Annotated in this window: 23 protein-coding genes; 11 read left to right on the top strand and 12 right to left on the bottom strand. The window is 66.6% G+C overall.

Annotation, left to right across the window (positions count from 1 at the left end; translation table 11 throughout):
- The first annotated feature begins 532 nt into the window (after positions 1–532).
- The 4 genes from A176_RS38650 to A176_RS11620 are packed head-to-tail and all read left to right on the top strand — an operon-like array spanning position 533 to position 5,904.
- Positions 533–1,597, top strand: a complete 1,065-nt coding sequence (locus A176_RS38650; RefSeq protein ID WP_144429530.1) for a hypothetical protein — start codon at positions 533–535, stop codon at positions 1,595–1,597.
- A gap of 9 nt (positions 1,598–1,606) precedes the next feature.
- Positions 1,607–3,316: an AMP-binding protein gene (locus A176_RS11630; protein ID WP_002639478.1), complete on the top strand. Its 1,710-nt coding sequence runs from the start codon at positions 1,607–1,609 to the stop codon at positions 3,314–3,316.
- Between the two features lie 4 nt (positions 3,317–3,320).
- Positions 3,321–3,707 carry a DUF4280 domain-containing protein gene (locus A176_RS11625; protein WP_002639479.1) on the top strand — a complete coding sequence of 129 codons (387 nt, stop codon included), beginning with the start codon at positions 3,321–3,323 and terminating at the stop codon, positions 3,705–3,707.
- Positions 3,708–3,759: 52 nt separating this feature from the next.
- Positions 3,760–5,904: a hypothetical protein gene (locus A176_RS11620; protein ID WP_002639480.1), complete on the top strand. Its 2,145-nt coding sequence runs from the start codon at positions 3,760–3,762 to the stop codon at positions 5,902–5,904.
- A gap of 66 nt (positions 5,905–5,970) precedes the next feature.
- Here the strand turns inward: A176_RS11620 and A176_RS11615 are convergent, their stop codons facing one another.
- The 9 genes from A176_RS11615 to A176_RS11575 form a co-directional block, all read right to left on the bottom strand.
- The gene (locus A176_RS11615; RefSeq protein WP_002639481.1) at positions 5,971–7,002 is read right to left on the bottom strand and encodes a hypothetical protein; all 1,032 of its coding nucleotides are present in this window, start codon (positions 7,000–7,002) and stop codon (positions 5,971–5,973) included.
- A 17-nt stretch (positions 7,003–7,019) separates the two neighbouring features.
- A complete protein-coding gene (locus tag A176_RS11610; RefSeq protein WP_002639482.1) occupies positions 7,020–9,077 on the bottom strand; it encodes a hypothetical protein in 2,058 nt (685 codons plus the stop codon).
- Between the two features lie 57 nt (positions 9,078–9,134).
- A complete protein-coding gene (locus A176_RS11605) occupies positions 9,135–10,034 on the bottom strand; it encodes a type VI secretion system baseplate subunit TssF (protein WP_158513086.1) in 900 nt (299 codons plus the stop codon).
- Positions 9,917–10,798 (bottom strand): type VI secretion system baseplate subunit TssF, encoded by an 882-nt coding sequence (locus A176_RS11600; RefSeq protein ID WP_049872277.1) that lies wholly within the window; start codon positions 10,796–10,798, stop codon positions 9,917–9,919. Before A176_RS11600 ends, A176_RS11605 begins: the two co-directional genes overlap by 118 nt.
- Before the next feature lie 73 nt (positions 10,799–10,871).
- On the bottom strand, positions 10,872–12,491 hold the full coding sequence (locus A176_RS11595) for a hypothetical protein (RefSeq protein ID WP_002639484.1): 1,620 nt from the start codon (positions 12,489–12,491) through the stop codon (positions 10,872–10,874).
- Positions 12,488–12,865 (bottom strand): GPW/gp25 family protein, encoded by a 378-nt coding sequence (locus A176_RS11590; protein WP_002639485.1) that lies wholly within the window; start codon positions 12,863–12,865, stop codon positions 12,488–12,490. Before A176_RS11590 ends, A176_RS11595 begins: the two co-directional genes overlap by 4 nt.
- Positions 12,866–12,868: 3 nt before the next feature.
- On the bottom strand, positions 12,869–13,066 hold the full coding sequence (locus A176_RS11585) for a hypothetical protein (RefSeq protein ID WP_049872276.1): 198 nt from the start codon (positions 13,064–13,066) through the stop codon (positions 12,869–12,871).
- Positions 13,066–13,815: a type VI secretion system baseplate subunit TssG gene (locus A176_RS11580; protein WP_049872275.1), complete on the bottom strand. Its 750-nt coding sequence runs from the start codon at positions 13,813–13,815 to the stop codon at positions 13,066–13,068. Before A176_RS11580 ends, A176_RS11585 begins: the two co-directional genes overlap by 1 nt.
- 9 nt (positions 13,816–13,824) lie before the next feature.
- Complete coding sequence (locus A176_RS11575; RefSeq protein ID WP_002639487.1) at positions 13,825–14,784, bottom strand: type VI secretion system protein IglI family protein; 960 nt, start codon at positions 14,782–14,784, stop codon at positions 13,825–13,827.
- An 82-nt stretch (positions 14,785–14,866) separates the two neighbouring features.
- Here A176_RS11575 and A176_RS11570 point away from each other — a divergent pair, with 82 nt between their 5' ends.
- A complete protein-coding gene (locus tag A176_RS11570) occupies positions 14,867–15,517 on the top strand; it encodes a hypothetical protein (protein ID WP_002639488.1) in 651 nt (216 codons plus the stop codon).
- Positions 15,518–15,597: 80 nt separating this feature from the next.
- Here the strand turns inward: A176_RS11570 and A176_RS11565 are convergent, their stop codons facing one another.
- From A176_RS11565 to tssB, 3 genes are read right to left on the bottom strand one after another with little or no spacing between them, the layout of a single operon-like run.
- Positions 15,598–16,245, bottom strand: coding sequence for a hypothetical protein (locus A176_RS11565; RefSeq protein WP_002639489.1), 648 nt, complete (start codon positions 16,243–16,245; stop codon positions 15,598–15,600).
- A gap of 53 nt (positions 16,246–16,298) precedes the next feature.
- Complete coding sequence (gene tssC, locus A176_RS11560) at positions 16,299–17,819, bottom strand: type VI secretion system contractile sheath large subunit (protein WP_002639490.1); 1,521 nt, start codon at positions 17,817–17,819, stop codon at positions 16,299–16,301.
- Positions 17,820–17,858: 39 nt separating this feature from the next.
- A complete protein-coding gene (gene tssB, locus A176_RS11555; protein ID WP_002639491.1) occupies positions 17,859–18,428 on the bottom strand; it encodes a type VI secretion system contractile sheath small subunit in 570 nt (189 codons plus the stop codon).
- Positions 18,429–18,788: 360 nt separating this feature from the next.
- On the opposite strand from tssB, the gene tssK reads away from it, so the two are divergent.
- From tssK to A176_RS11525, 6 genes are read left to right on the top strand one after another with little or no spacing between them, the layout of a single operon-like run.
- Positions 18,789–20,042 carry a type VI secretion system baseplate subunit TssK gene (tssK, locus tag A176_RS11550; RefSeq protein WP_044889059.1) on the top strand — a complete coding sequence of 418 codons (1,254 nt, stop codon included), beginning with the start codon at positions 18,789–18,791 and terminating at the stop codon, positions 20,040–20,042.
- A gap of 12 nt (positions 20,043–20,054) precedes the next feature.
- Entirely contained in the window at positions 20,055–20,651 is a 597-nt protein-coding gene (locus A176_RS11545) for a hypothetical protein (RefSeq protein WP_002639493.1), read from the top strand.
- Positions 20,652–20,660: 9 nt separating this feature from the next.
- Positions 20,661–21,302, top strand: coding sequence for a DotU family type IV/VI secretion system protein (locus tag A176_RS11540; RefSeq protein WP_002639494.1), 642 nt, complete (start codon positions 20,661–20,663; stop codon positions 21,300–21,302).
- 8 nt (positions 21,303–21,310) lie between these two features.
- On the top strand, positions 21,311–21,697 hold the full coding sequence (locus tag A176_RS11535; protein ID WP_002639495.1) for a hypothetical protein: 387 nt from the start codon (positions 21,311–21,313) through the stop codon (positions 21,695–21,697).
- Between the two features lie 3 nt (positions 21,698–21,700).
- Complete coding sequence (locus tag A176_RS11530; RefSeq protein WP_002639496.1) at positions 21,701–25,363, top strand: type VI secretion IcmF C-terminal domain-containing protein; 3,663 nt, start codon at positions 21,701–21,703, stop codon at positions 25,361–25,363.
- The gene (locus A176_RS11525; RefSeq protein ID WP_044889058.1) at positions 25,360–25,845 is read left to right on the top strand and encodes a hypothetical protein; all 486 of its coding nucleotides are present in this window, start codon (positions 25,360–25,362) and stop codon (positions 25,843–25,845) included. The genes A176_RS11530 and A176_RS11525 overlap by 4 nt, the downstream gene beginning before the upstream one ends.
- The last annotated feature ends 29 nt before the right edge of the window (positions 25,846–25,874 follow it).

The following is a 25,874-nucleotide window of genomic DNA, read 5'->3' as shown; positions in this document are numbered from 1 at the left end:
GGCGCGGCGCGAGATTGGTAAGCGGGCCATTGAGCACACGGGGAAACGGTTCTGGTGATGCCGCTGGAGGAACTGGTCGACCCATTCTCGCGGAATGTCGCAACCCGAACCGATGCAATCCGGCGAGGGGCTGCCACGACGGGAAATCGTCACGCCATGCAATACATCGCAGCGCTTCAACAACTCCGAGCGCATGGGAATGCGGGTCGGGAAGTCCTCGCTCTTCCCCAGGGAGCCCGGACACGGGACGTCACTGAAAAACATTCGAGCGGATTGGCGCCCAGCCTCATCCGTCAAAGACAAACAAATTCTTCACCACCCCGTTCACGGGTCACCCCAGACCTCCCAATGTCAACTGCGACCGCGCCTCGCCCGGGAACTCGCCGAGCGGGCATCCAGGCTTGCAGTCAGGGAGGTTGGGTCGGGCAAAGCCTCCCTGCGGGTACTGTCTTTCACCTGCGTCATCCTGTATCTTTCTGACGTGAGCTGACGCACCGGCAAACCCTTCCGGAACGCGGTCAGAGCGTCTGACATGAATGCCCCCCCATTGTTGAGAGGAACCGTCACGACGGCCCTTTTGGGCTGCTCGGTGGCATGGGCTCAACCGGCGTTGCCGGGCTTCGAGCTGGAGCGACTGGAAGTCAACCCCGGCCGTGGCTCGATGGTGTCTGGCAATGGCGAGCTGCTGGTGCCGGGCGGCGTCAGCGTGGGGATGGTCGGCCATTATCAGCACCTCCCGCTCGTGCTGCGCAATGGCGAGAACCGGGCGGAGATGCTCCGCAGCCGCGCCTCCGCCGTGCTCGCGGGCAGCTACGGTGTCCTTCCCTGGCTGGAGGTGGGGGCGATCCTACCGGTGGTGCTCTGGCAGAAGGGCGGAGACCTGGGCTTCGTGGGGCTGAAACCCGCGGCGTCCCAGGGGCTCGGCACGCCCGTGCTCCAAGCCCGGCTGGGGCTGCTGGCCCGGCGTGACGAGCACCCCGTGGACCTCGCCCTGGACCTGGCCGCGGGACTGCCGGTGGGCAGCGCCGAAGCCCTGGCACGCGACGCGGGGATGCGCTTCCGGGCGCGGGCCACGGTGGGCACGCAGTTGGGCTGGCTCCACCCCACGCTCGATGCGGGCGTCCTGCTGCGTTCGCGGGACCCGCTGGCCACGCCCGCCGCTTCGGACCAGACGCTGGAGGTCCGCATGGGCGCAAGCGTCGCCACGGTGGGCAAGGGCTTGAGGGGCGAGCTGGCCTTGCGAGGCGCCTTCGCCGCCGACTCCCGGCAACCCTCCGTCGAGCTGCTCGCTGGCGGCCACCTGCCGCTGTCCAACGAGCTGGAGTTGTTCGCATGGGGGGGACCGGGCTTCGGCGCGACGCCAGGCACCCCCATCGTGCGCGTGCTCATGGGCGTGAGCTTCCGCACCGAGCCTCCTCCCCGGATGGAGCGGCTCCCGGAACCCGTCCCCCACTTCCGCCTGGAGGAACACCAGCCCCCACGGCAGGAGCCCCCACGGGACGGCGCGATGCCCGTGCCGACGCGGGAGCTGCTCCCCTCCGAGCCCCTCCCCTCCGAGCCCCTCCCCTCGGCCCGCGCCGAACGCCCCGCCCCGTAACCGCCTGCCATGTCCTTCGACGTCCGCGTCATCCTCGAGCAGTTCGCGACGGGCACCGTGCCTCCTGGAGGAGTGTCCGACTGGCACTCGCGAAGCTGGAGCGACCCCGAGGGATTCGCCGCCGCCCTGGCGCCCGCCCACGTGGGCCGAGGCGCTCCCTTCAAGAGCCGCGCGGGCCAGCATTACGACTTCTTCCACGACCTGGTGGGCCGCCACGCCACCACGGACCGCATCGCCTTGCGCAGCTTCGAGCGGGCCCGAGGCTGGCAGACGCTCAGCTATCGCCAGCTCCATGAACAGGCGGCCCGGCGCGCCACGGCGTGGGCCCAGCGAGGCGTCAAGCCAGGCTCCAGACTGTGCCTGCTGCTCCCGCCGGGTCCCGAGTTGCTGGTGAGCCTGGCGGCCGCGCTCGGGCTCGGCGCCTGTATCAGCCTGCTGCCGCCCGGAGGACGGCGCTTCGTGGCGCGCAGACTGGCGGCGCTGGCCCCCCAGCACATCGCCGCCGAGCCACATCAGGCGCCCCTGCTCGGCCCCTTCGCGAAGTGCCTGCTGTCGTCCCAGGCCCCCACCACCCCGGCGCTCGCCTCCTACACGTACAAGCCCGGTGAGACCGTGGGCCTCCTCTTTTCGCCGCTGGCGGCACCACCCCACATGCCGGTGGCGCTGCGAGCCGAGGACGCCTGGCGGGGCGCCCTGGTGGATGGATTGCTCACCTTCGGGCTCGCACCGGGAGAACACCTGGCCGCCCCTGGATTCCATCCGCTCCAGCACCTGCCCGCCCTGCTCTTCGCCACGCTGCTGCGCGGCGCCTGCTATCTGCATGTGGAGATGGCGGACCTGGAGGCCGCACCGGCCCTGCTGAATGACCACCCGGTGCGCGCGCTCGGCGTCACGCCGGCCCTGCGGGACCTGCTGGCACGCACCCGCACCCCGCTCAAGAGCGTGGGCCACTGGTTCCGCAACCCCGAGGCGCCCCTGGACTGGCAGTCCTGGCGGGACTGGGTGAAGCAGTGCGGGGTGTCCTCGGTGCCTTGCGCCAACGTGCTCGTGGACGCGGCGGCGGGCGGCGCCGTGCTCTGCTCTCAGCGGCGCGTGGGGGACATCCACTCCGAGGCACCGCCAGCCCCCGGCCGCGCCTGGGCCCTCCACGACCTCAACCAGAGCGGCCAGGAGGCCGCGGGCGACACGGGAATCTTCACCCTGCTCCCCGCGGAGGACAGGCCCCAGGGCCACGTGGTGCTCTCCCGCTTCCGCGAGCAGTACCACTACGCGGGCACCCTGGAGGCACGGCGCGAGGGGCGCGTCTTCCCCGCGGCCGAGGTGACGGAGGCACTCCACGAGGAACCCGGGCCGGCGCTCGACACCTCCCTGCTCTCCGTGCCCCTGAGTGGACTCGCGGGTGCCCATCGCTTCGTGTTGCTCGTCTTCACGGGTGGACAGCCGGCGGGCGCGGCACCGTCTCTCTCGGACCTTCGCCGGCGCATCGAGTTGCAGCTCGGCGCCGAGTTCCTGCCGGACCGCTTCGAGTTCTTCCCCCTGCATCCGAGGCGCCAGGAAGGACAGCTCGACGATGCATGGTGCCGCGCGCAGTACCTGTCGGGCGCCCTGCACCGCAAGACGTCGGACCCGCTGTTCCAGGCGCTCACCACGCTGCGGACCCACGTCGTCCACGGCGCCGTGGCGCGAGGACCGGGTGCCCCCGAAACACCGAGGAGATGAGCCGATGGCAACCCTGGTCGTGTCCGGTGCCACGTTGAAGTGCAGCTTTGGCGCGGCCAGCGCGCCGCTGGGCGTGCTGCCGCTCAACAAGGTGATGGCTGGCGCACCGGCGGCCAACACCGTGGACAGCCTGCCGATGATGAACGTGCCGCCCTTCGGCATGTGCCGCTCGCTGAGCAACCCCATGGTGGCCGCTGCCACCGCGGCGGCGCTGGGGGCGCTGACGCCGCAGCCGTGCATGCCCATCACGGTGGGCCCGTGGAGCCCGGGCTGCTCGAAGGTCCGCATCGGCAACATGCCGGCCCTGAATGACAGCTCCAAGTGCAACTGCGCGTGGGGCGGCGTCATCGAGGTCGCCAACCCCGGCCAGACGGTCGTGAACGTCGACTGAGCCGCGAGTCCGCACGTCCCCTCTCGACGACAGCAGCGACCTCCAAGGAACCATGGGCAAACTCAAGCGGAGCATCTCGGAGAATCAGGTGGCCGAGGAGATGAGCAACCGGCTCGTCAGCACCATCAATGCCTGCAAGGAGAACACCGACGGCCTCATCGCCCGGCTGCGCGAGGCGATGAAGATCGACAAGATGAAGAACGATCGCATCGACTTCGCGATCGCCGCCGTCGCCGACATCGTCATCGCCGCCGCCTACAGCATCCCGGGCGGGCCCACGGCCAAGGCGACGCTGGAGCTCTTCCGCAACAAGTCCCTGGCGTCCGCCCTCTGGCTCCTGCGGAGCTCCGACAGCGAGCTGAAGAACATCCCGCACATGCCATCCTTCTTCGGCGGCAACAGCGTCAACTCCATGAGCACGGTCGTCGATGCCGACGGCAACCCGGTCCTGGTCAACTCCAACGCCGCCTTCACCCCCTTCGCGGCGCGGGGAACGGGGGCCAGCCTCTTCAAGGGCAACGGCAACCTGCTCAAACAGTTGGAAGCGGACGCCGGCAATGCCCTGTCAGGGGTCGTTGATCGAGACCGGCCGGGCCCCAGCGCGGAACTGGAGGCCATCACCTACGCCACCGCCGAGCGCGCGACCCAGGACCACATGGCCGAGGTCGACCGCGCGGTGATGCTGTCCACCTACATGCAGGTACTCGGCCAGTTGGACGAAATCCGCCAGGGCGGCGATGCCGCGCTGCTCCCCTACGCCCTGGCCGCCTTCGCGGACAACGTCCAGCTCCCGCAGCTCGGCGTGGCCATCGCCAACCTCGGTGGCTTCAAGGTCCTGAAAGCGGGCGTGGAGCGCATGGCGCTCGGCGACAAGGAGGTCGACGAGGCGCTCAGGGACAAGAAGACGAACCGACTCCAGGCGGGCTGGCACAAGCGCAAATGGATCCAGGATCCGAAGATCATCGAGACGCAGCGGAAGATGTCCCCGGAGGCCCGGGGGGTCTACGAGGCGCTGGGATGGGAGTCATCCCGGGTCGACAAGATCCTCATCTTCAAGGCGAAGATGGCGACGTACCGGTCTGACTTCGAGGAGGCCCTGGCCCAGTTGGACGTCGACTCCGTCACGAAACACGTCGTGAAGGATGCCGACGCGAGCGTGGCCTCACACGGCTTCACGAAGGCCAGTCGGACGGAGAAGTACCTGACAGGACGCCATGGCATCTTCCGGATGCTGGGCCAGAAGCTCACGTTCGGGCACTTCTTCAACACCACGGCCCAGGGAGCGCAGCGGGGCGCGCTCATCATGGACTGCTACGTCCTCTACAAGGTCCTGGAGCTCCACCTGGGAACGCCGTGGATCGCGGCGCTGCCCAAGACACCGAAGAGCTGGGAACGCGTCTGCCACGCGCTCGTGGACGCCTGGATGACCATCACCCTCAGCAAGTGGGACGGGAAGAAGCGCATCCAGGACTGCTATCCGCCGCCCCCGCTCTTCGGAAATCCCACGGTCCTGGGCTATTGGTCCCCGCTAGGAAAGGTCCTGGCCGCCACGGAGGACGACCTCCGCGCTTACGAGGACGCAGGCACCGTCGACCTGGGGCGCTTCGCACGGGACGCCCTGCGGCAGCGCAGAGAGGAGCTCCTCGAGCTGCCACAGGGATTCTCCGCCCCCCCCTACCTCCTGACGCTCCCGGGCCAGGCCAAGAGCCGGCAGGCTCCAGGAGCGACCTACCGCGTGCCCCTGGACGAAGCTGCGTTCACCGCCTGGATGCAGCAGCTCTACCGGGACAGGTACGAGGGCGCGCTCGGGTCCGCACGCACGTCCGACGACCTCCAGAAGTGGCGCGACGACCTTCAGGCGCTCGCCGACGCCATGTGGGAGAGCGAGCGGCAGAGTGGACGCAGCGCGCTCGCGACCTACGTGCGCTGGACGAAGCAGCGTCAGGCCGCGCTCGACATGCCTCGGGTGAAGACGGAGACCGTCAGCCAGTACGAGAAGCTTTCGGCCGAAGTCGAGGATCCGGTCATGAGCGCCTACCTCGCGCAGAAGATGGGCATGGAGCTGCTGACCCAGGGCGCCGTGAAGCCCGAGGAGGTCCTGAAGCTCATGCATGACACCATCCGCAAGCTGGTCGAGCAGTCCTCCACGGATGCCTTCACGCGGTACCGCACGAAGAAACGCGAGCAAGTGGGATGAACCGCTCACCCACGGAGCGCCTCAACCCGCCCTGGAGGCAGGTTGAGGCCCGACGTGACCAAGGCATCAGGCCAGGGTCGTCTTCTTCCCGGCGTGATGGGCGAAGCGCACGTACTGGCCCGAAGTCGCGTCCCTGATAAGGGTTTGACCGGGCTGCGCGTTCGCCATCCTCGCGGCCGTCATCGCCCGGTACTGCTCGGTGAAGCCCTGAATGAGCGCGTTGCGAACCCCGTTGTGAAGCAGCGCATTGTTGATGTCGGCCGTGAGCTGCTGCACGAGCGGCTGGGGAATGTTCGCCAGGTTTCCGAGCTGCTGCAGCGAATTCACCTGGGCCGTGGCCAACTGCGTCACCGCTGGGTCCCACCAGGCCAGGCCGTCGACATGCGCCTCGGCCAGCTCCGCGGCCACCCAGCCCTGAGCCGCCGCGCCGAGTCCCGCGGTGAAAGGCTCATCGTGGCCACTCACGGCGATCCCGGAATAGCCGTGCTCCTGCAAGCGAGCGACGATTTGCTCGACGCCCGACATGGTGTCTGGATAGAGAGTGACCTGTGAGCCTCGCGCCTTCGAGGAATGACACACCGCGAGGCTGATGGTCGCAAGGCCACAGTTCTTGCCCAACTTGCGCCACATGGAACGCAGCGCGACCTTGGGCAGTCCATTTGCCACGAGCCACTCGGCGATACTTCCGAAGAAGCACACGTCTGGATTTGTATGCGCCGCGTCGGTGTGCATGAACATCAGCCCGCCGTCCGTGTCTCCGTGGCAATTGATTCGAATCTTGCCGTAGTGGTAGGAGTTTCCCACCCATCTCAGAATCGCTTGAACCGTCGGCGCCACCGTCTGGTTCTGGATGTCGGTGAGGCTCACCGCTGACGCGACGTACCCCTGGTCAGGCAACGGCCCCGGAAGAGGCGCGGCATTGAGAACTCCGCGCACGTTCGGCATGGGGGCAGCAATCAGGCGAACCGAACCTGGCGCATTCAGATAGCCCCCCATCTTGTTGGCCGTGTAATCGGCCATCTCAGGAATCGCTCCCGCGAAGTCATACCAGCCGTTGGAACCCGTTACATGAACGTCCCAGAAACGATCGTAACGCATTTTCCCCTCCCAAACCCTCAGTCCATCTCAATGATGTCCACATCGGTCAAATTCTGGATGATGCCGTAGAACTGTTCGGCCGTTTCGGCCTTGAGCACCAGCGTTCCTGTCTTCCGAACCTGGTACGCAGCGATGAAGCACTCCACGAGACTGTGATAATGGTGCTTGATCATGAAGGCCGCCACCACTGCGAAAAACTGCCAATGGTCATGCGTGCGGTCATTGAAAATCGATTGCAACGTGGCGAAGATATCCCGGGTCGTTCCAGAGATGCCTCCCATCATGGGGATGCCTCGCTCCTGCAGACGCGCCACCAACGGCTCATGGATGTTGAGCTGGACGTTCTTGTTGCTGGTCTTGATTCCGTTGCCAAGCGGTGCACCGAACCCCGCCTCCTGAACCCGAACAAAACCACTGCCAGCATGGCCATCCAGGGAATCAGGCCTGTCCTCATGCCCCTTGAGGTCCACCCGATGGGACTTTCCAATCTCGAACCTATGATCTTCCAGGAGAGAGACCTGGAAATTATCATATCCAATCTTCTTCCGCCCCGTTTTCAATACACCTCCACCGCTACAGAGCGGCCGCAAGATCACATTCAGCGCATCAATCACAAACACGGAATGCTGAGCCTGACCGATCCTTCCACTGATGATACCAAGCACATTGTTGTAGGTTCCGTACCTGGCCGCCGCCGGAGGTAGCGCTTCTTCGATCTCGTCGGGAAGCGGCACGTCGGGATTCATTGCCGCCAACATCTCCGACACCACATACTGCACGGCGTATCGCCAGCCGGTCCCCTGATAGACCTCGACCATGAAACGGGTCTCCCGGCGCAGATTCTCGATCCCCAAGCCCGTGCGCGTGAATCGCAACGACCTATTGAACTGCTGCGGACTAAGATTGTTGTAACTAAGCAGGCTCGCGAAAGCCCTCAAGGACTCCCTATCCAATTGAGCAATACGATCGCGAGTCTCCGGCTCGTCACTTTGGATCAGCTCGATCACCTCGAGCAGACGCTGATCATGTTCACTGGCCTCCACGTTCATCGTCAGGTTTCCGGCCGCGTCGCTCAAACTCATGCCAAAGTCGTGGAAGCGATCGACCAGGGTCGTGGGAATAGCGAGATGCTCGAAGAGGCGACGAATATCCCGAGCCTCCCCATCCCGCTTGGCGGGCTGATGTTCTCCCCTGGGATCGTAGTAGGTGACGAGCCGGCAACTGTTCCTGATGAACTCAGCTCCGACCTGAGTCGGCACCATTCCCTCCTGGACCCGGTTGCCCTGGAGGTCATAGGTATTCGACGTCTTGACCACGGCGTGCGTCCAGATGCCGAACTGGTTCGAAGCCTTGTGGTCACACATCTCGACGAAGTACTGGTCCTTCTTCCCCATGTCCTTGATCTGCTTCTCGGTACCGCAATATCGCAGCAAGGTATTGACGAAGTACTTCGCAGGAATCTCCCACATCCGAATCAACGGCGCCTTGGAGCCTTGATTCATGTAGTTCAGATACCAACCCACGATCCTGAATGGGTTCCCGATGCTGACGTTGCACTTACCACCCGCCGCGGGACAAATGGCAATCCGCTTCGCGCCCTTCTCATGGACTTCGTAGACGTCTTTGTAGTTGTTGGCGCCGTAGGATGCACAGTAGACCGCTTGGTAGACCTTGATGTATCCAGGTTCACAGCCAAGCTCTCCTTCCGTCCCTGAATCACAATTAACGATGATGTTTGGATTGTGAATCGAATCCAACTTATCAACTGGGAGTTCCTTCGCGGCCAACACAAGCTTGTCCAAGCCCTTTCGCTGGTAGCGTTCGGGCTTCGAGCCCCGCTCCCCCTTAGGATACATCCGAGCCTGCTCCGCAAGCGGAGTCTGGCAGAGGTCGGCATGATCATACATCATCTTTCGAATCGTCAGACCATGATGAATCCGCTCCAACAACATGAGCGCCGTATCCAGATGCTGGCCGTAGATTCCATCGAAGCTCTGCGGAAGCTCATAATCAATCCGGATGATTCCGTGGCTGATGGCGCGACGGATCACGGCATCAATATTTCGACGCAACATGGCATTATTTCCGATTCAGACGTTGAAGGATGTGTACTGAGAGGTGCGTTGGGAGTGTCAGCCACCGCGCTGCACGTACCGCAGCGGCTTCTCCAGATGGGAGAGCTTCACCTCCAGCTCCACCACCTCCTCGGTGCTCCAGGCCCCGAGCAGCTCCAGCAACCGCTCCGAGAACAGGTCCACCGCGGGGAGCAGCGAAGGGTCCAGGTCGGAAAGGGTGAGCTGATAGATGTATTTGAAGCCACTTGCGCTCTTCGCGAAGGGCTTCGGGGACGCCTTCACGGCGGACAGGTGCTTCACGAGCTCACGGAAGTGGCGCTGCTCCCGCATGCCCAGGGACTCCAACAAGAAGACCAGGTCCTCCAGCCCCAGGAAGCGCTGGTTGCGAAGCGCCAGCAACTGGAGCAAACCCTGCTGGGTGTGCTCCAGCGCGCTGTCCGTGCCTGGAACGATGGCGCCCACCAAACTCCACTGCACGCCCTCCAGGAAGCGGTCCGCCAGGACGGCCCGGTAGCCACTCGCATCGAACTGCGCCGGAAGCGGCTGGTGCCAGCTTGCTTCAACCGCAACCCGCTCCGGTTGGGTGAACGCGCCTGGTAGCTCCAATGACAGCCACGTCTTGCGGCCCCGCCCCTGCCCTTCGTGTTCGACCTCATAGGTCCCCGGGCCGCCGGAGATGGCGCCGGGCCGCATGGGAATCAGCCCCTTGCCATCCATCCGGTAGATGCCCAGCACCGCGTGCACGCGATAGCCACTGGCGAACTCCGGGTGCTGCACGCTGTGGCGCTCCTTGGTCCCGTCGTGCTCGACCGGGTTCGACATTCCCCGCTGGAGGTTCATCACGGGCACGGCATGCAGTACGAAGGTCTCCGGCGTGAGCACGAGTTCAGGAGGCCACCGCCCGTCCAACTCGAAGCACACGGAGAAGGCGCGCCAGTTGCGCGGCGGAGCCGGCACCTGCACCTCCAGAAAGAGCTCTTGCTGGGGAAGTGGATGAAGGAGCGCAGCCGCTGCAACGGGTGCTCGAAGGACTCCGCGTCCGTCGGCGGAAGCCGAGGCGCACCGAACCGCACCGGACTGGCCGCTCCGCCTCCCGCCGTCCGCCCCTCCTCGGCGTCCCGCGCGTCGAAGGTGACGCTCGCCGTGCGCAGCGCGTGCTTCAGTTGGTGGAACACCGCAAGCGACGCTCGGAAATCGTTGAGGTGATTGACATACAGCCGCAGGATACCGGGCGCATCGTTGCGAGGAAAGCCACTCTCGAACGTCAGTCGCAGGCGGCTGGCCTCCGAGCCCTGTCGCTCGACGCGCACCTGGCCCAGGCGGATGGGCAGCAGCCGCAGCGGCGCCTGGGTCCGGAAGGTCAGCGGCCCCGCGGAGGTGCCCCCGCTGGGAGGATTCAGGACCACCTGCGTCCCGCGAGGCAACTCCGCGGCGTCCACGAAGCGGGCATCGGGAACGGCCCGCAGCATGGCCATGGCGGGCACGGGGTTCAGCAGGTAGGCGAAGTGCTGCTGGAACAAGCGCATCGTTCCGCGCGACAGGGCGCGCTGTCCGGCCAGCCGCGTGCGCGTGGTGAACAGCGCCAGCGCCTCGGTGAGACGCCGCACGTCCGGGTCCTCGCGGTCCAGCGGCGCCGCGGGGTGCAACGCGGCGTACGCCATCCGGAACTTCTCCAGCGCCTGGAGCTCGTCCAGGAATGACTTGTAGAGCGTGTCGTCCATCAGAATCTCCGTGCCTCCAGCGCGGCTCAGTCCCGCTGGGTCCGCATGCCCACTTCACTCCGCCCGCCGCACCTCACTTGGACTCCTGGACGCGAAGCAGCATCCGGCCCTCGGCGACCTCGATGAGCTGCGTGTCCTTCTCCGAGGTGCGCTGGATGCGCAGCAGGGGCTTGGCGTCCTGGTAGACGTGCTGGATGGACGTCTCGCTCTCGGGCTTCTTGCCCAAGAGCAGGTGGTTGCCCTGCGACTCCTTGGGGAGCTTCGCCCCGGGGCGCCAGGCCAGGAACCTCGCCACCACGGCGCTCTGGAACTCCAAGGCGACCAACACCCGCGTCCCCTTGTCCGCCGGGAAGTAGAAGTGGCCGGGCTGCTGGTGGGGATCGTAGGGCGCCAGCACCTCCAAGTCCCACAAGGGCAGCTTCACCCGGTACGACTCCAGCGACGTCTCCTCATCCTGCTTCGCCTGATAGGTCCGCTCGTCGTCCTGCCCCACCTCGCTCACCACCGTCCCCTCCACATGGAAGGGCCAGAGGGGACGCGTGAAGGCGGGCCGGCGGAAGGTGGGATCCGACTCCAGCTCCAGCGCCGCGGTCATCGTCAGGACGTAGCGGTTGTCCTTGTCCCCCACGCAGTCGGCCGGGTCCAGCGACCGGGCCCGCGCCTCGATGTCCAGTCGGTAGAGCCGGTACTGCTTGCCCTGCGGGTAGAGCTTCGCGCTCCATTCCGCGCCGAAGCCGTAGAGCCCATTGGGCGCAAGCGTGACGCTGGGGTAGCGACGAAAGTGGACGCGCAGCTCCGGTTCGGATGCGCGCTGCCGCTGCTCCTCCAGGGTGGCGCGCTGGGTGAGCGTGTTTTCCAACGGCGAGGTGAGGAGGTATTCGCTCCGCACCCCCTTCACCTCGTGGCTGTTCTGCAACGCCTTCGTGCGCGTGCCCGCCTCCACATAGCTGTTGAGCACCGACACCTGGTCCCGCCGCGGCTCCGGGAACCGCACTTCCAGTTCCTCCACGTCGTCCAGGGGCAGCGCCACGGCCTCGCCACCTTCAGGCTTGGTGTCGCGCAGCGCGTATTCGCCGGTGGCGGGCGTACAGAAGAGTCCGGCGTTCTCCCGCGCCAGCAGCCAGTGCAGGTAGTCATGGAAGCTGGCCGCATTGCCGTCCGCCCCCAGCCCCAGCGTCTGCAAGGGCAGCTTGCGCTTCGCCTCCTCCCACGCGAAGGCAAGCGTCACCCCCGCGGGCGCATGGGCCTCGATCACTTCCTGGAGGCTCTGGTCCACCCAGACCCCCGTGGGGAAGTGTTGCCGCCACAGCACCGCCGCTGGGTCCGCCATCCGGATGCGGTAGCGCCGCTGCAACACGGGCGCGCCTTGGAGTTCGTCGAAGGCACGCTCGTGAACCCAGCGCTCCTCCACCAGCCCCTTCAGCTCCAGCGGCAGGGCATTTCCACCCTCGGTGTCATAGGTGCGGTCCAGCACCAGCGTCGCCTCCGTCAGGTCCTTCTTGATGAAGTCCTCGAAGAGCGAGTCCTCCACCGCTTCCTGCTGGGAGACGGACCACCACTCCACCGTCGCGGAGAAGCCATGACCGTGGAGCTCCACGGAGAAGCGCTTGATGTTCCCAGCAGGGACGCGAAACTCCTTCTCGCCGAGCTTCAGCCGAAGCTCGACCTTCAGCGTGTCCAGGAAGCGCTTCATGCGTCCTCCGGCGTGGCCTGGGCCCCCAGCGAGATGGCGCGGCTCTGCGGGTCGAGCGTGATGGAGAGCGGCTCGCGCGATGCCCGGAGCCTGCAATGCACCACGAGGCAGGGACGGCCACTGTCGCCCTCCGCCCCCTCCTCGATTTCGGTGACCTCGACGCGCGGCTCGTACAACTGGAGGTTCTCTCGAATCTCCTGCGCCATGAGCGTGAGCATCTCCTCGGCCGTGCGGAACCCTGTCTCGGTCAACCCGAATCCCGGCAGACAGGATGCCGCGCCCCGCTTGGCGCGCAGCAGATAGCGCACGTTGCGCAGCACGTCCTCGAGTAGCGACTCCTGGATGCCCAGGAACTTGCGATGCAGGAAGGCCATGGCTCAGCCCACCTTCCGCAGCGGTGCTGGCACGCCCAGGGCCATGCCCATGCTCGCGAGCCCTTCCTCGGGAGGTCGCACGGCGTCCGCGGTGTCTCCCTGGAAGACGACCATGCGGTGCCCCTTCTCCGCGCCGTCGTCGAGGCGCTCATATCCCAGACAGCCCGCCGCGGTGAGCCGCGCCGAGAGCCCGTGGGACATCACCGACAGCCCCACCTCCAGCCGCAGCCGGAAGGGCGCCAGCAGCGGCAGCAGGACCTCACACAGCCGATGATGGACGACGGCCGGCCACCCCTGACCCGCGCATCCGTCTCCTCGTCGGCATGGAGTTCCACCAAGAAGCCAGGGACGTCGGATTCGTAGAGGAACCCCAGCACCCCGGAGCCATCCAACGGGGACGTGCCGGAGCGCAGGTCATGGCCGTGGCTCGCGCTCCGGAACGCCTTCCGGTGACTCCACACCCGCAGCTCAGGGAAGTGGAGTTGAAAGAGTGATTGGAGGGTCGTCACCGAACCCACGCCCAACATCCGGAAGTAGAAGCCCTTGGTGCGCTCCCAGTCGCCCATCAGCGCGCGGTCTCGCTCCGGATGGACGGCCCGGACGAACGCCTCGATGAGCCGGTGGTCGAAGAAGCGGATGAAATCGAAGAAGACCTCGGGTTCTGGGAGCTGCTCGGCGACCTCCAGGAAGTAGCTTGGAAGCAACGCGTTGGCGCCCAGCAAGCCCAGGTTGAGCGTCACCACGACCCGCCGGTAGGGAACGGCATGGAACGTCACCGCCTCGACCAGCGCCGCGGACGAGACGGGCTCGGCGGGGCTTTCGAAGAGGATTTGCTCGGCGGCGTACCCTTCCGCCTCGAGCAGCCGCAACAGCGGCCCCAGCTCGAAATCCCGTGCGCGAGCGGCGATTCGCGCCTCGATGGGCGTGAGCTCCAACGTGGAGGTGGCCATGGTCCGCGCTCAGTCCTTCCGGACGAACCGCTCCAAGTCCACCTGGTAGAACTGGGCGAGCGCCTTCCACTCCATCGAATCCTTGTTCTCCCAGTGACCGTGGATCTGCTGCACGTGCTTGTTGAGCAGCGCACCGAAGGTGGCGAAGAGGTCGGGGAAGTAGCGCCGGGGATCGAATGCCTCCAGCGTGCCCAGGATGTCGTCGCTCACCATGGCCGCCTTCTGAAAGTCCTCGCGCGCGATGAGCAGCTCGAAGGCCTTGAGCTTGTTGCACAGCTCCACGAGGTGCGCCGAACCTCGGAGTTGCAGCATTTGTCCCAGTTGGATGAAGGCCGAAGGCGGCGCTGGCGCGGCCTCTGGCGGGGGCGCCTTGGCGGCGGGCTCTTGCGTTGGCGCTGGAGCGGGCGCCTCCTCGGGTTGATTCGCCTCGAGCTGCGTCTTGAAGTCCCGCAGCCACTGAACCAGCCGGGAGAGCGCCTCGGCGCCGGTGCGGTTGCGGGGCCCGGACAGCAGTGCCACGGCCTCCTGCGCCCGCTGCACCGCGTCCGAGGCCTGGGCGCTGGTGAGTGACCGCAGCCAGTCCCCCCACCGAGCGTCTCGCTTGGACTGGTGATACCGGAGCACGTCCAACAGCGTCTGGCCCAGCCACGTGACGGCCTTGTTCAGGAAGACGCCCTGCTTGTCTCCGGGAGCCAGCGCCGCCGTCACGCGCTGGATGAGCGTCGTGAGCGTCTCCAGGATGGCGGGCATCCGGCCCAGCCCCTCCTCATGGAACACCGCATAGAGGAAGTAGCTCAGCAGCCGGACCTCGTGGACGCCCTCCGCCAGGAGACTCTCCACGGCGTCAGCGGCCTGGGTGTACTCGCCTTTCTGGACCAGGTCCGCGATGTGCTGGAAGCGCGGATCATGTGCTTCGAGTCGCTCGCTGTCCGTGTCGAACGGGCGCAAGCACAGGTTCAGCTCTCTCATGGTGTCTCCACTGCGAACTCAATTCCTGTCATGAGCACACGCGCTATCGCCAGAAGCACATTTATGCCAGGATATGTCTCTCATGAACCGCGACACGCGAAACCACAACCTGCTCGAATTCGAATGTGATTGGCGCTCCGCGCTGAACTTCAAGCCAGGCGTCAAGGGGATGCTGGGCTACCTGCTCCAATGGAATGGCTGCGGGCTCAACCTGGGCAAGGACATGGAGCTCTGGACACCGATTGTCACGGACGGCCGGCGGGTGGTGTGTGGCCCTCGAATCAAATGTGTCGGGCTCATCGGCCACCTCAGCTACGAAGGTGGAAAGACGGACCCCATTCGCATCCAGGCCTATGTCAGCAAGTCCACGGCGTCCAACCTCCGTGCCAAGCTCGACCCGGCCCAACCTTTGTCCAAGCCCCGCGTACGGCTGGCCTGGTCCATCATCGACTTCGACGCCAACGACAACACCTGGTTCGAGGCGGCCCATCTCAAGGACCCCACGGTGGCGGAGACCAGCCTGGACAGCACGGACGGCCGGCTTCAAATCTCCGTCGACAGCCAGCCCGTTCCCCAGGATGAGCAACCGTCCGCCGCGCTCACCCAGAACCCTGGCGTCGACTTCTTCGGCATGCAGCTCACCGTGGTCCCCGCCAACAAGAAGAAGACCCTGCTGGAGTTCGCCAGTGGCCCCCGGGTGCGGCAGGTGAAGCAGTGGGGAACCGAGCAGTAGATGCGGCGGGGGTGGCGTGCAGTGATGACGCCGCCCCTGAGCCCGGGGAGGCGCCCCGGGCCAGGAACGCCTGATGCGCGTCAGTCCGCGCTCAGCTTGACGCCCCAGCCCGCGGCGCCCTTGTGGTTGGGCTCGTTGGCATAGTGCATCGCGTTGAGCTCGAGCATCGTCGGAATCACCGTGATGGAGAAGCCACGGATCAAGGTCGTCTCACCCCGCCCCTCCAGCTCGATCTTTTCCGCGAAGGTCTTGAGGGCGATGTTGCCATCCGTGGTGAGGATCTTCCCCTTCACCAGCTCGGGTTCCTTCGGATAGGAGACCTCGTACCAGCCGGCGGCATTGGTGTAGTCGATGATCCACCAGGCGAGCGTCTCCACCTCGGGCTTCAAGGTGCCCTTGGTCTTCTTGTCCTCCATCTGCGTCACGTTGGAGGAGTTGGTGTAGACGGTCAGCTTGATGGGGTCGCCCGCGCCGCCCCCCCATTCGAAGTCCGCGATGACGCCCAGACAGTCGATCTTCTTCACGCCCGGGTCCGAGGACATGTCGCCAATGCCCTCCTTCGCGGGGCCGCTGGTCGGCTCCTGCGTGAACGGCGTGAACGCGGTGATGGGCTTGAATCCACCTTCCAGGCCCAGTCCCGAGAACTTCATGAGGTAGCCCATCTTCGTGGGGTCCCCCATCTTGGGAAGCAGCGCCTGCGGCCAGTTCATGTTCTTGTGGTTGTACATGGGTCGTTTCCTTTGAGTGCATGCCCCTCAGCAGGGCTTGATTCCGTCTGTCATCAGCCCAGCCGCGCATCCACGCGCAGGTCCACGTCCATGCCCTCGAACTGGATGTGCGGCAGGATGGAGAGGTTGCAGTGGTACCAGCCCACCTTGCCCGGCACCTCGGTGACGGTCAGGCTGTAGGCCTTGAACGGGTAGTAGCGGAGCGTCAGGTCGTCCGGGTTGACCAGGGCCGTCACGTAGCCGGAAATCCACTGCTCGAGCTGGGCCTGGATGTACTGCGCCCCCGCCGTGCTCCCGATGTTGTCGCGCATGATGGACTTCACGTAGTGCGCGATGCGGCTGATGGAGAAGGTGTAGGCGAGGTTGGTGACGAGCTGCGAGTTCTCCGAGTCCTTCGGGTCCTTGAAGGTGTGGGCCTTCTTGAGGGACTGGGCGCTGAAGAAGACGGCCTCCGCGGTGCCCTTCTTGTGGATGAGCGGCATGAACCCGCCGCGCGCCAGCTCGTACTCGCGGAAGTCGGGGATGGAGATCTCCACCGGCAACTTCAGCTCCTCCTCGCCACGCACGTTGATGATGTGCGCGGGAAGCCCGGTGATGAGGCCACCGCCCTTGGGCCCCCGGATGTGCTGACACCAGCCGGAGGTCTCGAAGGAGCGCACCAGGTTGCGGGCGAAGAGCACGGCCGAATTGCCCCAGAGGTACTCGGCCTCATCGTCCCCGCGGACCTTCTCGGTGAAGTTGATGCCCTGGGCGGGGTTCGTCTCGTTGTTGTACGGCTGCCGCACGATGTAGCGGGGCAGCGTCAGGCCGATGTAGGCGGCCTCCTCGGTGTCACGCAGCGCGTTCCAGGCGGAGTACTTGGGCGCGTCCAGCAGGCTGTGCAGGTCACGAAGCTGCGCCACCTCACGCATGCTGGTGCAGCCGAAGAAGGATGGCGACACGGCGGAGACGAAGGGGGCGTGGCTGGCCGTGCAGACCTTCCCCATCGCCTTCAGCCAGAGCATGTCCTGGGGCGTGTTGGCGAACTCGTACAGCCCCACCACGGCCCCATAGGGCGAGCCGCCGAACTGGTCATACTCGGCCACATAGAGCTTCTTGAAGAACTCGGAGCCGGCGATGTCGGCCGCGTTGCTCTCCAGGTCGACGTAGGCCTCGTCCTTGGAGACGTCCAGGAGGCTCAGCTCGATGTTGGCCTTGAAGTTGGTGCTCCGGACCAGGTCCGCCAACGAAGCCCAGTTGGACTCCATCGCCTGGAACTCGGGGGCGTGCAGCACCTCGTTGAGCTGCGCGTCCACCAACTGGTCAATGGTGGCGACCAGCTCCTGGATGGTCTGCTTGTCGAAGCGGCCCACCTCCGGGTCCATGTTGTAGACCATGGCCGCCAGGCCGGAGAGAAAGCGCTCTTCCGCGCTCACGTCCTCGGTGACCTGCTGGAGGTTGGCCCCGACCATGGGCCGGCGCTGCGGGAGGTCCGTGCTCAGCCGGACGCTGGTGAGGAACTGCGGGAGACCCAGGGAATTCTGGTCCACCGCCACCGCGTTGGTAGCCGTGGCAGTCTGCGACGTGTTCGACATGGGGAATAACCTTTCAGAACGGAGGGGACATCCGCCAACTCATTGCGGCTTCGCTTCCGGAGGGGACGCGTTGGAGGACGCCTCACCCGCGGGGAGCTGCGGCTTCGGAATCGCCAGACCATTGAAGTCCTGCAAGTCCTTGCGCAGCGCCGCGACAGCCTCGGGACTCTGAGCCAGCTCCCGCACCATCCGGCGGAACTCCTTGCGGTTGTCCAGGTTGCCCTGCATCTCGAGCAGCAGCTTGCGCAGCAACAGCAGCGCGCGGACCTTGGGGAGGTTCTTCGCCAGCTCCGCGGGCGTGAAGGACTTCATCGAGTCGACGGGAAGCGCGACCTCCAGCTCCTCGGCGTTCCCCGGGTCGATCCGGTTGGGAACCTTGAACTGAAGCGTCATCGACATGTCCCGCATCACCTGGTCCAGGTTCTTCCCATCCAGGTTGCGGATCTGCCGCTGATCCAGGTCCTTCTTCCGGTCCGCGGAGGTTCCGCTGGAGAAGTCGCCCATCACCAGCAACCGGAGGGGAAGCGCCTTGTTGACGCGCTCTCCGTTGACGCTGGTGCGGTATGTCAATGTGATACGTGATTTCGGAATCTCGTCATTAATGGCCATGCACGCACCCAGGCAAACACTCATCAGATGCGGCAGGGGCCACACCTGGCATTCACTGGTAACGCAAATGTCTTCTTGAAAGCAAGACGAGTAAAATTGACACCCTCGCCTGCACGCCTCGACTCATTGGTCCTCAAAAACAACCAACAGTCCATCTCACCCCATGAGCGGATTTGGACCCAACCGGGCAGGTCCGCCCCTCTGGGGCGCAATCCCTACCAAGCAAAGCAAGCTCAATGACCGGCTTGACGCATTTTCCCGCCATCTGTACTCTCATTAACATCTTTCAACCCGGGTCTCCTCTCGGAGCCGAGCCTTCGGCCGCGAGGAGCAATCCCTCACAAAGACGCTGGGTACGGCATGGAGCTACAAAAGCTCGCACGGGTGCGTTGGCAGATCGGACAGACGCTGCTGCCCGATCATTTCCGCGCCCAGGAAGGGTCCCTGGCCGCCGAGGTCCGGCTCTACGCGGAGCTCGCGGGCCTGCCCGTGCTGGGGGTGGGCGCGCTCGAGCTCAACGCGGTGTTGCTGACGGAGGGCACCTTCTCCCTGTCCTCGTTGAACGCGGTCATGCCGGGTGGGCATCTGGTGCAGGTGCCCGGCAACGCCGTGGTGGCGCCGCTGTCCCTGGAGGAGACGGGCCGCTCGCAGCTCACCGTGTATCTGCATCTGTTGCAGGAGACCCGCGGCGCTGACGGCCTGCCGCTCTATGCCGAGGATCCCCCCGCGCTCCACCGCGCGCTGCACGTGCTGCAACTGTCCGCGGAGCCCACGGTGGACGGCGCCATCAGCACGCTGGCGCTCGCGGGGCTGACGAAGAACGAGCTGGGCGCGTGGCGCCTCTCCCGGACGCAGCTTCCCCCCCTGCTCCGCGTGGGTCCCCATCCCTTCCTCGACGCGCTGTTCGCCCAACTGGATGGGTTGCTGGAGCAGGCGCAGGGCCAGCTTCGCACCTCCATCCGAGACAGCTACGTCCGAGGTGACAGGCTTTCCAACGCCCGCCGCGCCCTGTGCGAGGTCCGTCAGCTCCAGGCCCTGCGCGTGGACATGCGACACGGCATCCACCCGCCCACGTACCATCTGTTCGAAGCCCTCCGCCGGCTCTACTTCGAGGTGTGTTGCTACCTGGAGTCCGAGCCCGAGGAGACGCTGCCCGCCTATGTCCACGAGGAGCCCGGTCCCGGCCTGGAGCGGTGGATGGAGCTGCTCAACCGCAGCTTCCGGCCACAGACGAGCCAGCGCTCCTACCGCCCCTTCGAATGCCGTGACGGGCGCTTCCAGCTCACGTCCCTCCCCAAGGACACGCCCGCGCCCAATGATTTCTACCTGCTGGTGCGGCGCCACGAACGTGACAAGCCCCGGGCCCTGGAAGGCGTGAAGCTGGCCAGTCCCCTGCGCCTGCCCGTCGTGCGGCGGCAGGCGCTGAAGGGCGTCCCCTACCGGCACGTGGCCTACCCGTCCTTTCCCCACGCCTTCGACGCGGACATCGACTGGTACCAGCTCACCTTGGAGAGCGACGAGTGGCAGGCCGCGCTGCGCGAGGACGGCCTGTGCTTCTCCGCCACGCCCGCGTTCGAGGGGGCCCAGGTCTTCCTCTTCTGGCGGAGGGCCTGAGCGGTCAAGGCCATGGCGAAGCTCATCTGCACCATCGAGCTGGACAAGGAGAAGGGCCTCACCCTGAAGGTCGAGGACCCCGACGGGAAGGTCAGCCAGACGCTGACGCTCGACGGGACAGCCCTCACCCTGGAAGTGAAGAGCGACTCCGACACGAGCACCGTCGTCCAGAAGGCCGACAGCATCACCCTCACGTGCAAGGCCCTCACCGTGGACGCCGAGAACATCACCCTCCAGTCGAAGAAGGGCTCGGTCTGGAAGAGCCAGGAGACGCTGCAGGTGGAGAGCGCGAAGGACATGTCCTTCACCTCCAGCGAGAAGCTCACCCAGAAGGCCACCGGTGATGCGTCGCTGACCTCGGAAGGCAAGGTGGCGGTGAAGGCCACCGAGGCCCTGGCGCTCGAGGGGAAGCAGGTCCAGGTGGAGGCGAAGAGCGGTCCGCTGACCCTGAAGTCACCCAAGCTCGAGCTGAGTGGCAAGGAAACCCAGATGGAGGGGGCCACCCTCAAGGTCTCCACCTCGGGCGACTTCGAGGTCAGCTCCAAGGGGGTCGCGACCCTCGAGGGCTCCACCGTCAACATCAGCGGCAATTCCATCAACCTGGGTTGAGACCGACCGATGAAGCTGGAGCACTGGCAGATTGTCTTCAAGGTGTACCGGCAGGTGCGTGCCCTGCTGGATTCGTGGCTGCCGGCCGAGGTGGCCGGGGATGACAGACGCACGGAGGTCCGCGTGGGCCGCGAAGGCCTGCATCAGTTGCAGTCCCTGCTGCTGACCACCGTGGAGGAGCTGCGCGCCGGGCTTGGCGCCCACTACCGCGCCGAGGACGTGGAGGACGCCCTGCCGCCCTTCACCTATCTGGTGGATGAGCTGGTGCTGCGGCGCCTGGCCGAGGACGAACAGGCGGCGTGGCCGCTGCTGCAGTACCGCCTCCTGGGGGAAGAGGGCGGCGGCGACCTGTTCTACGAGCAGGCGGATGGGCTGCTGAACCAGCCCGGCGCCCCGCCGCTGGTCTTCGAGGTGCTGCACTTCTGCCTCACCGCCGGCTTCACGGGCCGCTACCTGGGCCACACCGCCAAGCTTCGCGAATACAAGCAGCGGCTGGCCGACCGCATCGTCACGCCAGTGCCCGCCGCGCCTTTGCCGCAAGAGGCCGGAGAGGTCCGGCCCCTGCTCTACGAGTTCCCCGTCCGCTACTACGCCGCCGCTGGGCTGTGCGTGGTGGGCGTGCAGGGGCTGCTGTGGTGGCTGTCCCAATGAGCCCCGCCATGAAGGAAGCCTCCGTGTCCCCCCATCCCGGCCATGCGCCTGGCGCCGCGAAGGCGGCCCCCTCCCCCACCGGACGCCCCCTGGCGCCAACCCTTTTCGCGGCGGAGCCGGCCGTGACGTTGTTCACGGGCCTGGACCGGCTCATCGACACCGAGCTGGGCCCGTTTCGCGAAGGCGTGGAGCCACTGCTGGAGCAGGTCCGGCAGGGCCTCAGCGCGCTCCATCCCCCGCCAGGAGGCCAGCAGCTTCCGCCCCAGCAGCAGGAGGCGCAGCGAGCCAGGCTGGAGCAGCTCCTGGACAAGCTGGAGGACGTGCTCGAGGCGCTCCAATGCGCGGCGCGCATCCGCCGCCAGCGCGGCGCCACTTCCAGTCCGAGAGGCCGCTAGGTCATGGAGCATCTCCGGAAGCTCACGAGCCTCATCCCCGCCCAGTACAAGAGCTGGGTCCTCATCGCCCTGGTCCTGGTGGGCGTCGCGGTTCCGTTGGTGCTGTGGCTGCGCGCACGGAGGCAGCGGGCACGCACCACGCTGGACGCACCACCGCCGATGTCGCGCAACCGGCTCCGGAACATCCGCCGGAGCTTCCTCGCGAGACTGCCCCTGCGGCACCGCGCCGCCGTGAAGGACCTGCCCGGCGCGTTGGTGATGGGCCCCGCGGGCGCGGGCAAGTCGAAGCTCGTCGAGTTGGACGTGGACTGGCAGCGCCAGGCCCGGCAGTTCCTCCCCAGCTACACCGAGGACTCGCTGCTCCAGATCTACCTGGGGCCGGACACGGTGGTGCAGGAGCTGTCCGCGCCGCTGTTGGAGGACGACACCCCTCAGGCGCGCAAGGCGCTGCGGCGGATGTGGACGGACGCCTTTGGCCCCCAACAGGCGCTGGCCGTCCTGGTGCTGGACGCACGGTGGCTGGCCGAAACACCGCCGGACGAGGTGCGGCGCACGGCGCAACTGCTCCGCGGGAAGCTCAACCTGCTCGCGGAGGTCCGCCGCGCCCCCGTGGAGACTCGCGTCTGCCTCACGCACATGGACGCGCTGGAGGGCTTCGAGGACTTCGCGCGCCTGCTGCAGGAGCACCGGGTGCCGCTCTCCTTCGAGCTGCCCCGGCGCGGCGAGGAGGGCCATCTGGCCTCCCTCCTGCAATCGCAGGAGCAGTACCTCGCCTTGGGGCTCACCTCGCTGCCGGTGGACGCCTTCGAGCGGCTGGAGCGCTTCTACTCCCAGGGCCACCGCCCGTTCGAGGCCCTGGCGCGCTTCGTCACCGCGCTGCTCGAAGGCAAGACGCTCGCGCACGCGCCCCGACTGTCGCGGGTGTACCTGTCCTCGCAAGCTCCCACCGCGCGCGCCCACGGCGTGCTCGCCGTCTCCACGGAGGCGCACGATACGGAGGCGGTGCGCCAGCGCTACCTGCGAACCCACCTCCAGCGGGCCGCGCTGATCGCCATGACGTGCTGCCTGCCCATCGTGGCCACCTACTCGCACTTCTCCTGGCGCCTGTCCCAGGCCCGCGACAGCGTGCAGCGCTTCGAGGACACCGTGCAGCGCATGCGGGACCAGGGCCAGGAGGTCTCCGGCTCGGTGGTTCAGGACCAGGTGCTCGCCGCGGGCCAGTCCATGGACGTGATGTGGCGGGCCATGAATTGGTGGCCCCTGCTGCCCTACAGCTTCCAGGCAGACCGCGAGGCGCTGCAACTGCGACTGGCCCGCGGCATCCGGGAAGCCCACCTTCGCCCCGCCCTGGAACGCTGCCACAAGCAGCCCGACCTCTGCCGTCCAGAGCAGGCCGTGTACCTGCTGGCGGCGCTCCATGCGTCGCGTGACGACGCGCTGGGCCAGTTCGTCCTCTCCAGCCTGCGCCACCGTCCCTCATGGGGCTTCGCGAAGCGGGCAGAGGCGGGCCCCGCGCCAGCAGCGGATGGGCTCGACTCGAAACGCTCCTGGGTCACCTCCCTCCACCTCGCCGAGTCGCTGGTGGGGGACTACATCCACATCAGCAACAAGCCCTGGCAGGCCCCCGCCACGCCGGAGGCGCGCTGGGCGACCTGGCCTTTCCGCGAGGAGCTCACGCTGGAGGGCCAGCTCTCCCGCTGGCAGGCCCACCTCAAGCGGCTGCAAGAGCTGTTGCACGACCAATCCCTGGAGCCCGCGAAGCTGGAACGGCTGGACGCGGAGCTGGAGGCCCTGCGCGAGGAGCGGCGCCAGCTCCAGGCCTGGTTGGATGAAAGCGCCCTCTTCTCCACCCTGCCGCGTGTGCTCGACCTGCTCAACGCCTCCGAGGCCCGCGTCGACACCAGCCGTTTCAAGGGCCTGACCTCCACGCTCAAGACGCTCGAGTGGATGAACACCCACCGCGAGGTGCTCACCGCCATCCTCCGGACGGAGGAGGAGGCCTACCTGGGCGTCAAGGCCGTGCAGAAGATGACCGTCGCCGAGCTGCTCGTGCGCGACGGGCTGTGGCTGCAGAGCACCGGCAACGGCCCCCACGCGGTGACGGTGCTGCAAGGCACCTTCGAGTTCCGCCCGCGAGACAGCTCGCGCCAGCTCCTGCAGGCCCTGCTGCGCTACCACGCGAAGACGGGCCGCATGCCCTTTGGCGGCCGGGGCGACGAGGCGGGGGCCCGGGACACGCAGGCCACCACCGTTGCCGCCGCGCGCCTGGAGTTCGACACCCGCGTCCGGCCCCTGGTGGATGAGTTCACCCAGCGGCTGAAGAACGCCGAGCTCCCCCTGGAGGAGGCCTCGCAGCGGCAAGAGCACGTGCGCCGCAAGGTGGACCAGTTCGCCCGTGGCTATCGCAACAGACTTTTCGAGCGCGTGGCGAGCTACCGCTTCAACGCGCCCTACACCTCGCTGCTCGCCGAGGAGCTCTCCCGCCTCACGCAGCCCTCTTCGGACCTGGTGGACATGCTCCGGGACGTGGCGCAGGGCGCGACGCTCACACCACTCGAGGGCCCCTACTACGAGTCGCTGCGCAACGCCGTGGCGCCCTTCCAGCCCATCGTCCAGGTGATGCGTCCGGACGAGAGCGGCAACTATGCCGCGCTCAATCCCTATCGCGCCCTGCTGGCGCAGCTCTCCGACGAACTCAACGCCGTCTCCCGCGCCGCCGCGCCCGCTCCCGCCGCGGGCCTCCCTGCCTCGGATGGCAGTCAGGGCGCGCGCCTCACGGAGTTGCTCACACCGCTGGGGCGGGTGGCCCTGGCGATGCTGCTCGAGGAGGAAGGCTCCTATCTGCGCAAGGTCGACGCGTGGTTGGACCAGCAAGGCCTCATCGGCGAGCTGCGACAGCCTTTCCGCCAACCCTTCCTCGCGGTGCGCGAGCTGGGCCAGAAGGAAATCGAGCAGACGCTGAACCGACAGTGGGAGGACACCTGGACGCGAAAGCTGTGGCCCCTGCTCTCCCGCTACCCGTTCAACGCGGATGCGACCCAGGAGGTGGAGCCAGGAGACCTGGAGGTGTTGCGCCGCAAGGATGGCGCCTTCTGGGACTTCGTGGACCGGGTGCTGTCACCCGTGAGCGTGGAACGCGGCTCGGAGTGGGTGCTGCGAGGGGCCCTGCGGGAGAAGCTGGCCCTTCCCGCCACCCTGCTGCCCACGCTCAGCCGGCTCTCTCGGCTGTCCGGCATGCTCTGGGATGGCGAGGGGCGTCCCCGGCCCCTGATGCTCCAGGTGCTCCCCCTCCCACTGCCCACCGCGCCCACGCCGGGCACCTTCGTCACCCTGGGCTCGCTCAAGTGCGGAAGGACCGCCGCGCTCGCCTACAACCAGAGCCCCGCCTGGCAGGACTTCCCCCTCACGTGGTGGGACCAGCAGACGTCCTCTCTCATGTTGGAGCTGCGCTCGCCCGAGCAGCAGGCCATCCAATACGCCACGCTGGAGAAGTCCCGCTCGTCGTGGAGTTGCTTCCGCCTGCTGGAGTCCTCCACCCGCGCCGGTGACCAGCACCGCCAGTGGGCCCTGCGGGGGCGCAGCGCGCAGAGCGGCCAGCAGTCGATGGAAATCCGCTTCGGGCTCAAGGGCGAGCCCTGGATCCCCTTCCGCGAGGTTCCCCGATGAAGCCTGTGTTTCTCCTTGGCCTGGCCGCGCTGCTGCTCGCCGGCTGCCGCCCCGCGACGCTTCAGCTCAACGTCAAGGCGCCCCCCGGCACCAATCAGGGCCGCCCCATGTACATGCTCGTGCGCAAGGTGGACCCCAAGCAGTTCGCCGTCGAGTCCTATGCCGAGGTCGCCGCCCGCGTCGCCCAACCCGACGAGACGGTGGTCCTCTCCGAGCTCATCTATCCCGGCACGTTGCAACGCCTGAAGGTGAAGCTCCCCCCGGAGTCGCCCCTGGCCGTCTCCTTCCTGTTCACCGCCCCCGACGGCACCTGGCAGACCTTCGTCAATCTGCCCGTGCCGGGCTCGCTCGACATCGCGCTGCTCGAGGGCCGCATCCAGACAGGGGCCGCGCCACTCGCCCCCGCGAAGGAAGAAGACACAGGTGCTCCCCCGGAGATGCCCGACCTTCCATCGCCGCCGAAGACGGCCGCGAAGAACTGACGCCTTCCCGTCGCTCCCCAGGTACTCCC

It is taken from the genome of Myxococcus hansupus (assembly GCF_000280925.3).
Taxonomy (GTDB): Bacteria; Myxococcota; Myxococcia; order Myxococcales; family Myxococcaceae; genus Myxococcus; species Myxococcus hansupus.
The sequence above is the reverse complement of the archived record's forward strand: the minus strand, read 5'-3'. Positions and strand labels throughout refer to the sequence as shown.

Coding starts and splice junctions, on each gene's coding strand:
- A176_RS38650 (WP_144429530.1), top strand. CDS start 533: ATGAATGCCCCCCCATTGTTGAGAGGAACCGTCACGACGGCCCTTTTG.
- A176_RS11630 (WP_002639478.1), top strand. CDS start 1,607: ATGTCCTTCGACGTCCGCGTCATCCTCGAGCAGTTCGCGACGGGCACC.
- A176_RS11625 (WP_002639479.1), top strand. CDS start 3,321: ATGGCAACCCTGGTCGTGTCCGGTGCCACGTTGAAGTGCAGCTTTGGC.
- A176_RS11620 (WP_002639480.1), top strand. CDS start 3,760: ATGGGCAAACTCAAGCGGAGCATCTCGGAGAATCAGGTGGCCGAGGAG.
- A176_RS11615 (WP_002639481.1), bottom strand. CDS start 7,002: ATGCGTTACGATCGTTTCTGGGACGTTCATGTAACGGGTTCCAACGGC.
- A176_RS11610 (WP_002639482.1), bottom strand. CDS start 9,077: ATGTTGCGTCGAAATATTGATGCCGTGATCCGTCGCGCCATCAGCCAC.
- A176_RS11600 (WP_049872277.1), bottom strand. CDS start 10,798: ATGGACGACACGCTCTACAAGTCATTCCTGGACGAGCTCCAGGCGCTG.
- A176_RS11595 (WP_002639484.1), bottom strand. CDS start 12,491: ATGAAGCGCTTCCTGGACACGCTGAAGGTCGAGCTTCGGCTGAAGCTC.
- A176_RS11590 (WP_002639485.1), bottom strand. CDS start 12,865: ATGGCCTTCCTGCATCGCAAGTTCCTGGGCATCCAGGAGTCGCTACTC.
- A176_RS11585 (WP_049872276.1), bottom strand. CDS start 13,066: ATGTCCCACGGGCTCTCGGCGCGGCTCACCGCGGCGGGCTGTCTGGGA.
- A176_RS11580 (WP_049872275.1), bottom strand. CDS start 13,815: ATGGCCACCTCCACGTTGGAGCTCACGCCCATCGAGGCGCGAATCGCC.
- A176_RS11575 (WP_002639487.1), bottom strand. CDS start 14,784: ATGAGAGAGCTGAACCTGTGCTTGCGCCCGTTCGACACGGACAGCGAG.
- A176_RS11570 (WP_002639488.1), top strand. CDS start 14,867: ATGAACCGCGACACGCGAAACCACAACCTGCTCGAATTCGAATGTGAT.
- A176_RS11565 (WP_002639489.1), bottom strand. CDS start 16,245: ATGTACAACCACAAGAACATGAACTGGCCGCAGGCGCTGCTTCCCAAG.
- tssC (WP_002639490.1), bottom strand. CDS start 17,819: ATGTCGAACACGTCGCAGACTGCCACGGCTACCAACGCGGTGGCGGTG.
- tssB (WP_002639491.1), bottom strand. CDS start 18,428: ATGGCCATTAATGACGAGATTCCGAAATCACGTATCACATTGACATAC.
- tssK (WP_044889059.1), top strand. CDS start 18,789: ATGGAGCTACAAAAGCTCGCACGGGTGCGTTGGCAGATCGGACAGACG.
- A176_RS11545 (WP_002639493.1), top strand. CDS start 20,055: ATGGCGAAGCTCATCTGCACCATCGAGCTGGACAAGGAGAAGGGCCTC.
- A176_RS11540 (WP_002639494.1), top strand. CDS start 20,661: ATGAAGCTGGAGCACTGGCAGATTGTCTTCAAGGTGTACCGGCAGGTG.
- A176_RS11535 (WP_002639495.1), top strand. CDS start 21,311: ATGAAGGAAGCCTCCGTGTCCCCCCATCCCGGCCATGCGCCTGGCGCC.
- A176_RS11530 (WP_002639496.1), top strand. CDS start 21,701: ATGGAGCATCTCCGGAAGCTCACGAGCCTCATCCCCGCCCAGTACAAG.
- A176_RS11525 (WP_044889058.1), top strand. CDS start 25,360: ATGAAGCCTGTGTTTCTCCTTGGCCTGGCCGCGCTGCTGCTCGCCGGC.